General features: G+C 67.4%; 13 protein-coding genes. 2 read left to right on the top strand and 11 right to left on the bottom strand.

The annotated features are described in order from the left end of the window. Window positions 1-27: 27 nt before the first annotated feature. The 10 genes from VPH47_RS14805 to VPH47_RS14760 form a co-directional block, all read right to left on the bottom strand. A complete protein-coding gene (locus VPH47_RS14805) occupies window positions 28-1,428 on the bottom strand; it encodes an aspartate aminotransferase family protein (RefSeq protein WP_014036434.1) in 1,401 nt (466 codons plus the stop codon). Between the two features lie 63 nt (window positions 1,429-1,491). Next, window positions 1,492-2,208 carry an MtnX-like HAD-IB family phosphatase gene (locus VPH47_RS14800; protein WP_368851127.1) on the bottom strand — a complete coding sequence of 239 codons (717 nt, stop codon included), beginning with the start codon at window positions 2,206-2,208 and terminating at the stop codon, window positions 1,492-1,494. A 167-nt stretch (window positions 2,209-2,375) separates the two neighbouring features. Then, window positions 2,376-3,584 (bottom strand): DegT/DnrJ/EryC1/StrS family aminotransferase, encoded by a 1,209-nt coding sequence (locus VPH47_RS14795; protein WP_368851125.1) that lies wholly within the window; start codon window positions 3,582-3,584, stop codon window positions 2,376-2,378. 10 nt (window positions 3,585-3,594) lie between these two features. After that, window positions 3,595-3,993, bottom strand: a complete 399-nt coding sequence (locus VPH47_RS14790; RefSeq protein ID WP_197610304.1) for a multidrug efflux SMR transporter — start codon at window positions 3,991-3,993, stop codon at window positions 3,595-3,597. Further along, window positions 3,990-4,349: an EamA family transporter gene (locus VPH47_RS14785; protein WP_006425769.1), complete on the bottom strand. Its 360-nt coding sequence runs from the start codon at window positions 4,347-4,349 to the stop codon at window positions 3,990-3,992. The genes VPH47_RS14790 and VPH47_RS14785 overlap by 4 nt, the downstream gene beginning before the upstream one ends. A 1-nt stretch (window position 4,350) precedes the next feature. Next, window positions 4,351-5,187, bottom strand: a complete 837-nt coding sequence (locus VPH47_RS14780) for an alpha/beta hydrolase (RefSeq protein ID WP_368851124.1) — start codon at window positions 5,185-5,187, stop codon at window positions 4,351-4,353. A 79-nt stretch (window positions 5,188-5,266) separates the two neighbouring features. Further along, entirely contained in the window at window positions 5,267-6,646 is a 1,380-nt protein-coding gene (locus tag VPH47_RS14775) for a sensor histidine kinase (protein ID WP_368851123.1), read from the bottom strand. Then, window positions 6,643-7,326 carry a response regulator gene (locus tag VPH47_RS14770; RefSeq protein ID WP_005408670.1) on the bottom strand — a complete coding sequence of 228 codons (684 nt, stop codon included), beginning with the start codon at window positions 7,324-7,326 and terminating at the stop codon, window positions 6,643-6,645. The genes VPH47_RS14775 and VPH47_RS14770 overlap by 4 nt, the downstream gene beginning before the upstream one ends. A gap of 132 nt (window positions 7,327-7,458) precedes the next feature. Continuing rightward, on the bottom strand, window positions 7,459-8,586 hold the full coding sequence (locus tag VPH47_RS14765; RefSeq protein ID WP_110711658.1) for a metallophosphoesterase: 1,128 nt from the start codon (window positions 8,584-8,586) through the stop codon (window positions 7,459-7,461). A gap of 73 nt (window positions 8,587-8,659) precedes the next feature. After that, a complete protein-coding gene (locus VPH47_RS14760; protein ID WP_110711659.1) occupies window positions 8,660-9,109 on the bottom strand; it encodes a helix-turn-helix domain-containing protein in 450 nt (149 codons plus the stop codon). Window positions 9,110-9,186: 77 nt separating this feature from the next. Between VPH47_RS14760 and VPH47_RS14755 the strand changes: the two genes are divergently transcribed. Further along, complete coding sequence (locus VPH47_RS14755) at window positions 9,187-10,404, top strand: MFS transporter (RefSeq protein ID WP_368851122.1); 1,218 nt, start codon at window positions 9,187-9,189, stop codon at window positions 10,402-10,404. A gap of 95 nt (window positions 10,405-10,499) precedes the next feature. Here VPH47_RS14755 and VPH47_RS14750 read toward each other — a convergent pair whose 3' ends face one another. Further along, window positions 10,500-11,912, bottom strand: a complete 1,413-nt coding sequence (locus tag VPH47_RS14750; RefSeq protein WP_368851121.1) for a diguanylate cyclase — start codon at window positions 11,910-11,912, stop codon at window positions 10,500-10,502. Between the two features lie 286 nt (window positions 11,913-12,198). Between VPH47_RS14750 and VPH47_RS14745 the strand changes: the two genes are divergently transcribed. Beyond that, a complete protein-coding gene (locus tag VPH47_RS14745; RefSeq protein WP_368851120.1) occupies window positions 12,199-14,448 on the top strand; it encodes a TonB-dependent siderophore receptor in 2,250 nt (749 codons plus the stop codon). Window positions 14,449-14,512: the final 64 nt, after the last annotated feature.

Below are 14,512 nucleotides of genomic sequence, written 5' to 3'. Positions count from 1 at the left end.
GGCACGGGAACCGGCAGCGCATCGACCTCAGCCCTTGGCCTTGGTCAGCGCCTGGTCGAGCAGGGTGATCGCCAGGTCGATCTCTTCGTAGCTGATGTCCAGCGACGGCGCGAAGGTGATCACGTTCTTGTACCAGCCACCCACGTCGAGCACGAGGCCCATGCGCTTGCCGTCGTGCAGCAGGTCACCAGCCAGGCCGATGTCGACCATGCGGTCCAGCAGTTCCTTGTTCGGGGTGTAGCCGTCGGTCTGGCAGATTTCGGCACGCAGGGCCAGGCCCAGGCCGTCGACATCGCCGATTTCCGGGTGGCGCTTCTGCAGGCCACGCAGACCGTCGAGGAAGTACGCGCCCTTTTCCGGCACGGTGCGCTCGTAATCCATTTCCTTGCCCAGCTTCAGCACTTCCAGGCCCAGGCGGGTGCCCAGCGGGTTGGAGTTGAAGGTGGAGTGGGTGGAACCCGGCGGGAACACGGTCGGGTTGATCAGCTCTTCGCGCGCCCACAGGCCCGACAGCGGGTTCAGGCCGTTGGTCAGCGCCTTGCCGAACACCAGCACGTCCGGGGTCACGCCGAAGTGCTCGATCGACCACAGCTTGCCGGTGCGCCAGAAGCCCATCTGGATTTCATCGACCACCATCAGGATGCCGTACTTGTCCAGCACGCGCTTGAGGCCGGTGAAGAAGTTGCGCGGCGGAATGACGTAGCCGCCGGTGCCCTGGATCGGCTCGACGTAGAACGCGGCGTACTCGGCCTGGCCGACCTTGGGATCCCACACGCCGTTGTACTCGCTTTCGAACAGGCGCTCGAACTGCCACACGCAGTGGTCGGAGTACTCGTCCGGGGTCATGCCCTTCGGGCGACGGAAGGGGTACGGGAACGGGATGAACATCGCGCGCTCGCCGAAGTGGCCGTAGCGGCGGCGGTAGCGGTAGCTGGAGGTGATCGACGACGCACCCAGGGTACGGCCGTGGTAGCCGCCTTCGAAGGCGAACATCAGGCTCTTGCCGCCGCGCGCGTTGCGCACGATCTTCAGCGAGTCTTCAATGGCCTGCGCGCCGCCGACGTTGAAGTGCACGCGGCCGTCGAGGCCGAACTTCTCGTGCATGTCCACGGCAATGGTCTTGGCCAGCTGCACGCGGGTCGGGTGCAGGTACTGGCTGGCGACCTGCGGCAGGGTGTCGATCTGGTCCTTCAGCGCGTCGTTCAGGCGCTTGTTGCTGTAGCCGAAGTTGCAGGCCGAGTACCACATCTGCAGGTCGAGGTAGGGCACGCCCGCACCGTCGAACATGTAGCTGCCTTCGCCGCGCTGGAAGATCTTCGGCGGGTCGACGTAGTGGACGGTGTCGCCGAAGGAGCTGTAGCGGGCTTCGTCGGCCAGCAGCTGCGCGTCGGAGGCAGCCGAATCGGCGTTCTTGTCAAAAATGTTCATGCAGTTCGGTTCCGTGAAGGACGTTCGAAAGAGGTAACGGGGGGCGTGCCTGGAAGGGAGTGCTCAGGCGGTGGCCAGCAGCAGGGGCAGTGCGGCGGGCTGCGGGCTGGCGTCGAGGCGACGTGGCTGCAGCAGGCTGCCATCGAGCAAGCGCGGCAACAGTGCGATTGCATCGTGGAAGGTATCGATGGCGGCATGCTCGATGCCGGCATGGGTGCAATGGGTGATCAGGCGGCGCTTGGCGAACACGAAGTCGGCATCCTCGGACACGCAGAAGTCCGAACTGCCGTCGCCGATCATCAGCACGCGCGGCGCTTCGTTGGCACGCGCCTGCGCGGCGCAGGTGCACTTGCAGGTACCGCTGCGGCACCCTTCGGCCTGGTAGGGCGACTCCAGTTCCCAGTGGTCTTCGCACCAGCGCAGGTGGTTGGCCACCACCGGCAGCGGCGGCAGGCCATGGTTGGCGAGGATGCGGTGGATCGCATAGTCCAGGCCGTCGCTGACGATGCGCAGCGGCAGGCCCAGCTGCTCGGCGCGGGTGACGAAGGCGGCGAAGCCCGGATCGATCTTTACCTGGTCCAGGTGTGCGTCGAGCGTGGCCGGGTCCAGCTTCAGCAGCCGCACCTGGCCCTGCATGCATTCACGTGAGCCGATCTTTCCCGCTTTCCACTGGTCTTCCAGTTCCTGCCAGCCCGGCTGGCCGTATTTCTCCAGCAGCGAGTCGATGACATCTTCGAGGCTGATGGTGCCGTCGAAGTCACACAGGATGCTCCAGCGCATGGGCAGGTCCGTCGATGAAAGAAACGTCCGGCGTGATGCCGGGGCAGGCTCAATGTAGGCAGGCAGCCTTTCTCGTTCCTTTCCTGTTGAAAGCCTTCATTTCCGGGCGGGGAAAACGTTCAGGAATGAGCTTCCTGAATGGGCGGATCGCCCGGAGGTATCCGCTTTCAAGGCTGTGCGTCAGCCAATGCCTGCAGGATCTGCGCGGTCTCTTCAGGGGTCTGCCAGGCGCTGTTGCCGAGGGTCAGCATGCGTGCGGCGAAGTCGCGCGCGTTCGGCACGTCGGCCTGCGGCACGATGCCACGCAGATAGGCGTAGTCGGGCAGGGCGCGTATGAACATGCGGCTGGCGCCAAGACCGCGTGGCCACAGGTTCTCCAGTGCGGCATCGCGTGCGCGCTCGCTGGGCAGCAGCAGCATCAGCATCGGCCAGGTGCCGCCGGTACCGGCCAGCCCATCGACCACCTCCACCGCTGGCAGCTGTGCCAGCTGCACGCGCAGCTGCAATGCACGCAGGCGTCCGGCCTGCAGGAACGCAGGCAACCGTCGTGCAGCATGGGCACCGATGTTCTGGCGCCACTGGCTGACCCGGTGCTGTGGGATGTCCAGCGGGAAGATGTCACCGACGGCTTCTTCCAGATCGCCACGCTGCAGCGCGCTGCGCAATGGATTGCCATACACCAGTGACAACAGTGCGGGGCGGTAGCAGGCGGCCAGGCCCAGCAGCTGCACGCTGCGCAACAGCTCCCAGCGCAGGCTGAAACGCACCTGTTCGGCGGCATGCCCAGCCAGCGCCGCGCGCAGTTCGTCATCGCGGCTGACCAGCAGGCCGCCTTCGTGCAGGCTCAGGCCCTTGCCGGCGGCCAGGCTGAAGAATCCGATATCGCCGCGCAGGCCGACACTGCTGTTGCCAACCCGTGCGCCGAGTGCCTGCGCGGCATCTTCGATCACCCAGGCGCCGGCGCGGTGGGCGATCTCGCAGGCCAGCTCGACGTCGGCGATGCGACCGCCCAGGTGGGTGGGCAGGATCGCCAGCGTGCGTGCATCGGCCAGCTGCTTGAGCTGGCCGGGATCAAAGTCGAAGTGGCCATGACGGGTGTCGCACAGCTGCACGCGCAGGCCGAGGCTGTGCACCGCGATCGGCACCAGCGGGCAGGTATAGGCCGGCATGATCACGGTGTCGCGCTGGGGCGCGCGCTTGCGCAGCGTGCGCAGGGCGATCAGCAGCGCGTGCGTACCGGAACAGGTCAGCTGCAGCGGTGGTGTACCGAGCTGGCTGGCCAGGATGTCGCGCAGGTCGCCACCACCGGGAAGGAAATCGCTGGCCTGCATCGGCAGGCCAGCGGTCGGTGGCAGTTCGCGCGCGAACAGGCTCATCGCGGCGCGCTCACGAGGCGCTTTCGACGGGACTGTGCGGGTCTTCGGCTTCAGCGCGGCCAAGGCAGACGATGCCGGCCACGATCAGGACCGCACCGATCAGGTGGTGCAGGGTCAGCGGTTCGTTCAACAGCCACGCCGACAGCAGCAGCACGCTGATCACCTCCAGGTGCGAGGCGGCAAACGCGGGGCCGATCGGAGCATGCCGCAGCAGGCTCATCCAGGTGAAGAACGCACCGACGTAGCCGAGGATCGCGCCGTACACCCACGGCTGCGACAGTACGCGCAGCAGCCAGGCAGTGTTGGCCTCGACCGGCAAGGCGGCGTCACCGGCGTACTTGAAGCACAGCTGGGCCAGTGTGTCGAAGGCCATCAGCAACGGGAAGCCGATCACATACAGGCGCCTCATGAGCCGGCCCCCACCACCGCCACGCCGGCGGTGACCAGCAGCATGCCGGTCACTCGCAGCGGCGTGAGCTTTTCGCGAAACAGGAAGCGGCCGGCGATCATCAGCGCAACGATGTTGATCGAGCCCAGCAGCACGCCCTTGGACAGCGGTACCAACGACAGGAACGCGATCCAGGCCACGAACTCAAGCACGTAGCAGGCGATGCCGATCCACAGCCAGGGGCGGCTGAGCATGTGTTTCCAGCGCTGCAGTCCTTCGCCATCCTGCGGGTCGCTGGCAGCGGCCTTGAAGGCGAGCTGGCCACCTGTATCGAGCACGACATTGGCCAGCCACAGCAGCGTGGCGAGTGCCCCCATCTCAGGCCACCGCCTTGAGGACGCCGCTGCGTTCACCGATTTCGGTGAAGAAGCGCGCGCTGCGGCGGATCACGTCGCGGCGTTCGCGGTCGATGGTGATCATGTGGTAGCTGTCTTCCAGCACCACCAGTTCCTTCGGGCCGCTGACCCGCGACATCACCAGCTCGGCATTGCCCATGCTGGCCACGTCGTCCTCGCGGGCGTGCATCACCAGGCACGGCGCGGTGACCTGGTGCAGATGGCGGCGGGTCCAGTTGCTCAGCGCACGCATCTCGGCCAGCGCATGCCAGGGATTGCCCGGGAGGCCGGCGGCGGCGCTGTCGCCGGACAGCATGGCGGCGCTGACCTGCGCACGCAGGCGCTCGTCACGCAGGCCGTACGGCGGCTCTTCCATGAACATGCGGTCGCGGCCGATGTTGAAGCGCTTGAACCACGGCAGCAGGAACGACAGCCGCGCCACGGCGGGAATGTTCCAGCCGTCGTAGCGGAAGGTGGCGCCGTACACGCCGACGCCGGACACCCACTCGGGGCGGCGTGCAGCCAGCGCCAGCGACAATACCGCACCCATCGACAGACCACCGACGAACAGCTGGTCAACCTTGTCGCGCAGGCTCGCCGCCGCATCTTCCACGCCCTGGTACCACTGTTCCCAGGTGGTCGCCAGCAGGTCATCCACGGTGCCGCAATGACCGGGCAGCTGCACGCCGTGGACGGTGAAGCCGGCATTGTTCAGCCCCTTGCCCAGCATGCGCATTTCCGCCGGGGTGCCGGTCAGGCCATGGACCAGCAGCACGCCCTGCGGGCCACCGGGGAGGAAGAAGTCGTGCGATTCGGTCACCTGGCGGCTCCGGGACGGCAGTGGGGATGGCAGGATCGCAAGTGCGATTTTCACCAGCCTTTCAGCGCCCCGGGCCGGGTCAGGGGGCCTTCAGCAGCGGCAGCGTGATGGCGACCTTGAGCCCGCCACCAGGGCGGTTGAGGAAACGCAGGCGCCCGCCGAAGTGCTCCACCGCCTCGTGGGCGATGGCCAGCCCCAGCCCGGTGCCGCTGGCGGTGGTGCCGGGCGCGCGGAAGAAGCGCTCGCCCAGCCGCGGCATCACGTCGTCCGGTACGCCGGGGCCGTTGTCCTCCACGTACAGCTCGACATCATTGTCATCCAATGCGTGGACGCCGACCGTGACGGTCGCATCACGACCGGCATAGCGCAGGGCATTGTCGATCAGGTTGTCCAGCGCTTCCTGCAGCATGGCGCCGTTGCCGAGCACGCGCTGCGGCTGGTGGCTGCCGCGGTAGCCGAGGTCGATGCCGTCGCGGATCGCTTCGGGCACGCGCATGCCGACCCACTGCGGTACCAGCTCGCACAGGTCCAGTGCCTCCACGGTATCGGGCACGGTCTGCGCCCGGCTCAGCGCCAGCAGCTGGGTGCTGACCCGGGCAGTGCGCTGGTTGAGCCGGCGGATGTGCTGCAGTGCTTCGCGAACGGTGTCCGGGTCACCATGGGCCAGTGCCTGGTCCACGTGCAGGGCCATGCCGGCCAGGGGAGAGCGCAGCTGGTGCGCAGCGTCGGCGATGAAGCGGTTCTGCAGGGTGATCATCTCCGCCTGGCGGGCAAACAGATCATCGATGGTGCTGATCAGCGGCTGGATTTCCTCGGGCACGTCGGCATCGGAGATCGGTGCCAGTTCGCCGCGGCGCTGCGCCAGGCGGGTCCTCAGCGGGGTCAGGATGCGCAGGCCATAGGTCACGCCGAACCAGACCAGCGCGGCGGTACCCAGCGCCAGCATGGTCATCAGCGGAATGATGATCATCAGGATCTCGCGCGCGCGCTGGCGGCGGTCGGCCATGCTCTCGGCCACGGTCACCGCAAGCCGGTCCTGCGGATCATTCATCGCCTGCGTGCAGACCGTGGCCATGCGCACCTGCTGGCCGTTGAGGTTGCCGTCATACAGGGCCGGATGCACCCCGGTGCAATCCTGCGAGGGGGCATACGGGCTGAAATCAGCATTGCCGCTCAGCGTGCCCTTGCGGCTGCTGTCGACGTTGAAATAGCGATGGCCGTCGGGGTCGTACTCGATCAGGAAGCGCGCCTGCGGAGACAGGTCGCTGGTCACCGGCATGGTGCTCAGCATCTGCGCGAACGAGTGGGTGTCGTCGATCAGGTTGCGGTCGTGGATGCGATTGGAATAATCCAGCGCAACGTAATAGGCCAGGATCGTATTGAAGGTAAGCAGGCCCAGCATCGGCAACGCCAGGAAGGCGAGCAGGCGCCGGCGCAGGCTGGGGGGGCCACTGATCACGGGGTGCTGTCGTCCTGCGCGTCTTCCAGCATGTAGCCCAGCCCGCGCACGGTGCGGATGCCCATGCCGCCGGGTTGCAGCTTGCGGCGCAGGCGGTGCAGGGCGATGTCCAGGCCGTTGTCGGTCAGATCCTGGCCCCAGTCGCACAGCGCTTCCACCAGCTGCGCGCGCGAGACGATGCGCTCGGCGCGCACCGCCAGTGCCGACAGCAGGCCGAACTCGCGCGCGGTCAGTTCCAGTGACTGGTCGTCGATCCACACCCGATGCCCGGCCAGATCGATGCGCAGGCGGCCGATGCGCAGGTCCGGGTTGCCATTGCTGGTGACCCGGCGCAGCTGCGCACGCACGCGTGCTTCGAACTCGTCCAGCGCGAACGGCTTGACTAGGTAGTCATCGGCGCCGAGGTCGAGCACGCGCACGCGCTCGGCCAGACCGTCGCGGGCGGTCACCACCAGCACCGCCAGGCCATCGCCGCGCTGGCGCAGGCGCTGCAGCACATCACGGCCATCCAGCTGCGGCAGGCCCAGGTCCAGCACCAGCAGCGCGTACTGGGTCGAGCCCAACGCGGCGTCGGCGTGCGCGCCGTTGTCGACGTGGTCGACCACATGCCCCTGCCGGCGCAATGAGGCGCACAGGCCGGAGGCGATGTCCGGGTCGTCTTCAGCAATCAGAACGCGCATGCGCGGGGGCTCCTGTAGCGGTCAGGCCCACCGGATGGACGGGGTGGGCCTCTCGGCTGCCGAGGGTAGCCGCAAACCGGGTGAAGGTGGAGCGCGGCGCCGCCGCCGGGCGCGGCCGCGCTGTCCCTTCATTCAGTCCTGCAGGCCGGGCTCGCCCTGTGCCAATGGCACCCGCGAGCCATCCAGCAGGCCACGGCTGAGCCTGCCATCTTCGATGAACAGCAGTTCGCCGTTCTCGCCATTCTTGATGCTGCTGTCGATGGCGATCACGCGGTCGCCATGGAAGCTGCTGACGTGCGGCATCGAGGTGTGGCCGACCACGATGCGCTTGAGCTTCAGGCGGTCGAGCACGGTCTGCACCCCCGCCGTGTCGAGCCGCCCATCGAAGTAGCCGCGGTACCAGATCGGGCTGGTCTTGCCGTCATACAACGGCGCGGTGGCCGGGTCGGCCTTCACTTCGGCCTTGGGCAGGCCCAGCGATGCCTGGTAGGCCGCGTTGGTGCGCGCCGGGTCCAGCGCCAGCTGCACTGCCTCGGGCGAGATGCCGCCGTGCAGGAACAGGGTATCGCCGATCTGCAGCAGCACCGGGCGGCTGCGCAGCCACTGCCCGATCACCGAGTCGGCGCCATACAGTTGCGGATAGCTGCGGCCGAGCAGCTGGGCGCTGCGCAGGTACTTCGGGTTGACGTAGCGCAGGTCGTCGTACAGCACCATGGTTTCGTGGTTGCCGAGCACGAAGTGCACTGCGCCACCGGCGGCGGCGGCCTGCTGCTGCAGGCCGTACAGCAGCCAGAAGGCCTCGGTCACCTGCGGACCGCGGTCGAACACATCGCCGGCGATGACCAGCGTGTCCTTGCCCAATGCCCAGCGGTCCTGCGCGTCGATGACCTGGTGGGCGCGCAGCAGGCGCACCAGCAGCCCGTACTGGCCATGGATGTCGGACAGCGCAACGATGCGCGGCACGGCCGGCAGCACGGAAACCGAAGGCGCATTCGGGGCAGCCACATGCACCGTGTGTTCGTAACCGCAGCGCGGCGCGATATCGGTGCCTGCGGCCTGCGTGGCAAGCGTGTGCGACTCGACCTTGTCGTCGCAGATCCACTTGGCCTGCAACTGCGTGCCCTTGCGGAATACATAGGGGCCATCGGCCTGGACGTGGTCGGCGGGCGCGGCAACCTCGCGGGCCTGCGTGGCTCCGGCGCTGCAGGCCAGCAGCGGCAGCAGCAGGGCGGTCATCAGGGAAGGGCGATAGCACGGCATCGGCGGCGTCCGGCGGCGGAAACATCCGATGCTAACCGGCGCGGCCGGATCGTGGTGTGCGCGAATGGGCGGATCAGGCGCCGCGCCCGTCGTCCTTGAGCTTGCGCACGCGGGTCGCGGCGGCCTGCAGGGGCTGACCGTCGCGCCCGCACGGCTGCATGTAGGGCAACGGTCGCCGTGTGCTCGATTCGATCAGCTGGGAGTGCGCTTCACCGGCCTCGAAGCGATGGCGTTCACCCCATTGGCGCAGCGCGACCAGCAGCGGAAACAGTTCCTGGCCGGCGTGGGTGAGCACGTATTCCTGGTAGGCCGAGCCATCGGAGGCGGGCTGCAATTGCAGGATGCCTGCCTCGACCAGCCTGCGCAGGCGATCACTGAGGATGTTGCGCGCCGCGCCGAGGCTGCGCTGGAAGTCGCCAAAGCGGGTGATGCCATCGAAGGCATCGCGGATGACCAGCAACGCCCATCGGTCGCCGAGCAGGTCGGCGCTGCGGGCGACGGGGCAGGGACTGTTGGCGTGCATGCTGGGGCCTCCGGATGTGGTTGCAGTTTAAAACCAATGGCGATAGCCTGCATCAAGTTTCAAATTGCAACTACATAATGAATGCTCCATTGATTCCCCGCCCATTGCTGGCCCTGCTCGCGGTCGCGGCCGGTGCCAGCGTTGCCAACGTCTATTACGCGCAACCGCTGCTGGATCGGCTGGCGCAGGCCTTCGCACTGGACCGTGCCGTGGCGGGCGCAGTGTTGGCGGCAACCCAGGCCGGCAGCGTGCTGGCATTGCTTGGCCTGCTGCCGTTGGCTGATCGCGGTGACCGGCGGCGTTTGCTGCGGCTGCAGTTGATGGCGCTGGTGCTGGGCCTGCTGTGGCTGGCGGCTGCCCGGACTGCGGCATGGCTGTTGTCGGGCATGCTGCTGGCCGGCCTGCTGGGCACCGCGCTGACCCAGGGGCTGATCGCCTATACCGCCACGCTGGCGCCGCCGGAGCAGCGCGGCCGCGTGGTGGGCGTGGTGCAGGGTAGTGTGTTCATCGGCCTGTTGCTGGCGCGCGTGGTATCGGGCGCGGTCGCGGCCACCATCGGCTGGCGGGCGGTCTATCTGCTGTCGGCAGCGGTGATGACGGCCTTGACCGTGCTGTTGTGGCGGCGCCTGCCGGCGGTGCCGGTACCGGTGGTACGACCGCGCTGGCGCGAACTGCTGTGGTCGATGCTGGGCATGCTGCGCCGGGACCGCAGTCTGCGCGAGCGTGGGCCGCTGGCGTTGCTGCTGTTTGCTGGCCTCAACGTGTTCTGGGCGGCGGCGCCGCTGCCCTTGTCGGCGCCTCCGCTGCAGTGGTCCACCGCGGCCATCGGTGCGCTCGGCCTGGCCGGCGTAGTGGGCGCATTGATGGCGGCGCGGGTCGGGCACTGGATGGACTGCGGTTTCGCCGATCGGGTCAGTCTTGGCGCGTTGCTGCTGATGCAGGTCGCCTGGTGGCCGCTGCTGGGCCTGCCGCAGTCGCTGTCGTTGCTGCTGTTGGGGGTGATCGTGCTCGACCTCGGTGGGCAGGCACTGCACGTATCGAACCAGGCGCTGCTGCTGCGTGCACCGGCAGAACAGCATGGGCGTCTGGTGGCGCTGTACATGCTGTTCTATGCGGTGGGCAGTGGTGCCGGTGCGGCTGCCGGACCCTGGATGCAGGCCCGGCATGGCTGGCCTGCCGTGTGCCTGCTGGGTGCAGGCATCGCGTTGCTGGCACTGCTGTGGTGGGCCGCGTGGCGGGTGGCGGCGGTGAAAGCAGCGGCTGGCGCTCGCATCGGTAGTGCCGGTTGTCGGTAGAGTCGACTGTCAGTCGACTGCTCTTTACCCAACGTGCGAAAAATCCCGCGCTGCGCGCGATAGTCGACCAGCGGTCGACTCTACCTGTCCTGCCGTCATCGCTGCAGTGCGCGCCGTCCCGGGGGCTCCTGCAATGCCTCGCTGGCCACCACCACGCGGTTGCGGCCGCTGCGCTTGGCCTCGTACATCGCGGCGTCGGCACGTGCCATCAGCCGCTCGTAGTCCGGATGGCCATCGTGGCCGGCCACGCCGATGCTGGCGGTCAGTGCCAGCACCTGGCCGTTGGCCAGTGCCACCGGCGACTGCGCGATCTGCCTGCGCAGGCTTTCGGCGATGACCTGCGCCTGCGATTCGCTGGCGGCGACCAGCACCACCACGAACTCTTCGCCGCCATAGCGGAACAGGTAGTCGCTGCCGCGCGTGAGCTGGCCGAGCAGGCCGGCGACGTGCTGCAACGCGCGGTCGCCGGCATCGTGGCCATGGCCATCGTTGATCGCCTTGAAATGATCCAGGTCGAGCAGCAGCAGCGAAAAGGGCGTCTGGTTGCGCGTGGCCAGCTCGATCTCGCGACGCAGCACTGTTGGCAGGAATCGGCGGTTGAGCAGGTTGGTCAAGGCATCGCTGCCGGCGTCGAGTTCGCCGATGCGTTCGAACAGCAGGGTCATCAGGGTCCGAATGGCAGCCAGGTCGTCACGGATGGCGGGCAACACCGCCAGGCGCTGTGCAGCATCGCTGTCTGCGCGCTGCAGGTTGCCATCGATGCGCGCCATCAGCTGGCCGACCTGTTGGGTCTCGCTGCTTTCGCCGAAGCTGGGGATGCCCTTGTGGGTGAACCACAGGCCGAATTCCGAGGTGGCGAGGCTGGCGCTGTCACTGCCCTGCACATGGCCGGCCAACGCGTAGAGCAGGGCGTTTTCCCAGTCCAGCAGCAATGCGCGCTGGCGCTCGCGTTCGGTGCTGACGTTCTGCACCAGCGAGAACAGGCGGTAGGCCGCATCGGCTCGGGTCGAGCGTTCGCGCGCATGGGTGTAGGCCAGGGTCATGCCTTCCATGGCGATGTCCATGATCGCGCTGAGGCAGTCGATGGCGGCGAATGCGGTGTCGCTGTCCGGCGCATCGTCGCGCAGGCGCACGAACAGTTCGTGCTTGAGCACGCGTGCGCCACGGGTGACCAGGTCGACAGGAATGCCGACCCGGGCGTGGACATCGCCGATCACCCGCTGTGAGGCGACGGTAGTGGCGATACCGGCGGCATCGGTGGTCAACAGTTGCACCAGCCAGCGTTGCATGGCCGGTTGCAGGCGCAGCTTGACCTGCTCGTGGGACAGGAAGCGGCGTGCCCGCCCATCCTGCAGCAGCACTTCATAGAAGCGCTGGGCCAGCGCGGGCGGGGCATCGATGGCAGCGGCGCGCAGCAGCGCGGTGGCGGCCGGGCCGGCCTGCAGCAGGCAGTGTTGCCAGGCCTCGGCCAGCGGCTGGCTGGCATCGTCCAATTGGGGTGATTCCACGTCGATCTCTGACTGCGTACGACAAACCACGGGTATCGGCCGCGGTGGCGTGCGGTTGATGGCGGGTGAGCCGGCCAGTTTAAGCGCGATGCAGGGTTGCACGGTGCGCAAAGCACATCGGCGCCCCTGCGGCAATGAGTGAACGCATTTGAGAATCACTCGCATTAATGGGAGAATGCGCGCACGGATCGGGCCGCAGGTGACTGCAGGACTGCTCCGCCTCTCCCTCGTCGTTGCCTCAAGCCCTTTGCCAGAGGCCCCGTTGCCCTGCCAGAAGGTCCAGATCATGTCCCGAGCCGTTGTCCTTTCGCCGCGCCCGCTGGCGCTCGCCGTTGCCGCCCTGCTGGCGGGCAGCGCCCTGACCGCCCAGGCCGAAACCGACGCCACCGATATCGACACGGTGCATGTCACCGCGTCGCAGATCGCCCGCCAGGCACTGGGTACCTCGACCATCACTGCCGAGGACATCGCCAAGCGCCCACCGGCCAACGACATCGCCGAACTGCTGCGCACCATGCCGGGCGTCAACCTCACCGGCAACAGCGCCTCGGGCCAGTACGGCAACAACCGCCAGATCGACCTGCGTGGCATGGGCCCGGAAAACACCCTGATCCTGGTCGACGGCAAGCGCATCGGTGCGCGTGATGCCGTGCGCATGGGCCGCAGCGGCGAGCGCAATACCCGCGGCGATACCAACTGGGTGCCGGCGGAAATGATCGAGCGCATCGAAGTGCTGCGCGGCCCGGCGGCGGCACGTTATGGCTCGGGTGCTTCCGGTGGCGTGGTCAACATCATCACCAAGCGCCCGACCGGCGACCTGACCGGCGCAGTCGACCTGTATGGCCTGGTACCCGAGCACAGTGCCGAAGGGGGCAGCGAGCGCGTTGGCCTGCAGCTGAGCGGTCCGATGACCGACACGTTGTCGTTCCGCCTGTACGGCAATCTCAACAAGACCGACGCGGACTCGCTGGAGCTCAACCGCCAGTACGCTACCACTCCCAACGCGGTGCCGCCGGCCGGTCGTGAGGGCGTCAAGAACCGCGATGTCAACGCGCTGCTGCGCTGGGACATCACCGCCGATCAGGTGGTCGAATTCGAAGCCGGCACCAGCCGCCAGGGCAACATCTACGCCGGCGACCGCGCGGTCAGCACCACCGGCACGTCGACCGGGATCGATCTGGCCGCCCTGGCCGACGACAAGGCGGAGACCAACCGCATGTACCGCAACACCGGCGCGATCACCCATCGCGGCCGCTGGGGTGACGTGACCTCGCGGGTAACGGCCGCGGTTGAGGCGGTCAACAACTCGCGCATCAATGAAGGCCTGGCCGGTGGCCCGGAAGGCAGCTTCAACGGGACCGACTGGTCGACCTCGCGCCTGCGCAACTACCAGCTGGACGGCGAAGTCAGTTTCCCGACCACGCTGGGCGGTGCCGAGAACATCTGGACGCTGGGCTTTGAATACCTGGACAGCCGCCTGACCGATCCGTACTCGATGAGCCAGTCCAGCAGCAGTGGCGGCGGCTTTCCGGGGCTGTCGGCTGACCGTGCGCGCGGCAAGGCTGATGCGCAGACCGCCGCCGTGTTCGTCGAAGACAACATCTATCTGGGCGAGCGCTGGATCGTTACACCGGGCCTGCGCTTCGACCACCACAGCCAGTTCGGCAACAACACCAGCCCCAGCCTCAACGCGCAGTTCCGCATCAACAGCGACTGGGTGGTGAAGGGCGGCATCGCCCGCGCGTTCAAGGCGCCGAACCTGTACCAGTCGAATCCGGACTATCTGTATTACACCCGGGGCAATGGCTGCCCGAATGCACTGCCGAGCCTGGGCGCCGGCTGCTACATGCGCGGCAACGCGGACCTGAAGGCGGAGACCAGCCTGAACAAGGAACTGGGCATCGAATGGGCACCGCAGAGCGGCTGGCAGGCATCGCTGACCTACTTCCACAACGACTACAAGGACAAGATCCAGGCCGGCTACGACCAGATCGGCCTGACCGCCGATGGCCGCGGCCGCATCTTCCGCTGGGAGAACGCGCCGAAGGCGATCGTGCAGGGGCTTGAAGGCAACCTGGTGATCCCGCTGCTGGGCGAGCAGGGCAACCGCCTGAAGTGGAGCAACAACTTCACGTACATGGTGGAGAACGAGAACAAGAGCACCGGCCAGCCGCTGTCGGTGATCCCGAAGTACACCGTCAACACGATGCTGGACTGGCAGGCCACCGACAAGCTGTCGCTGCTGCTGACCGGCACCTTCTACGGCAAGCAGAAGCCGGCCACCACCAACATCAACAATGATCCGCGCTGCACCGGCAGCTGCGATGCGTCGATCGCACTGCAGGACCGCGGCGCGTACAACATCTGGGGCGTGAGCGCGCGCTACAAGGTGACCGAGACGGTCAGCTTCGGCTTCGGCGTGAACAACCTGGCCGACAAGCGCCTGTTCCGCGAGGCCAACAGCAGCGATGCCGGCGCGGCGACCTACAACGAGCCGGGCCGCGCCTACTGGGCCAGCCTGCGCTTCGGGTTCTGAGCGCACGCGGACGTCGGTCCGCTGCGTTCGCCAGGCGTGGCCTGGTGCTGCCGGCCGCGCTCCG

Source organism: Stenotrophomonas sp. WED208, assembly GCF_040984485.1.
GTDB lineage: Bacteria > Pseudomonadota > Gammaproteobacteria > Xanthomonadales > Xanthomonadaceae > Stenotrophomonas > Stenotrophomonas riyadhensis.
Note: the sequence above shows the minus strand (reverse complement) of the source record. Positions and strands in the feature narration are given on the sequence as shown.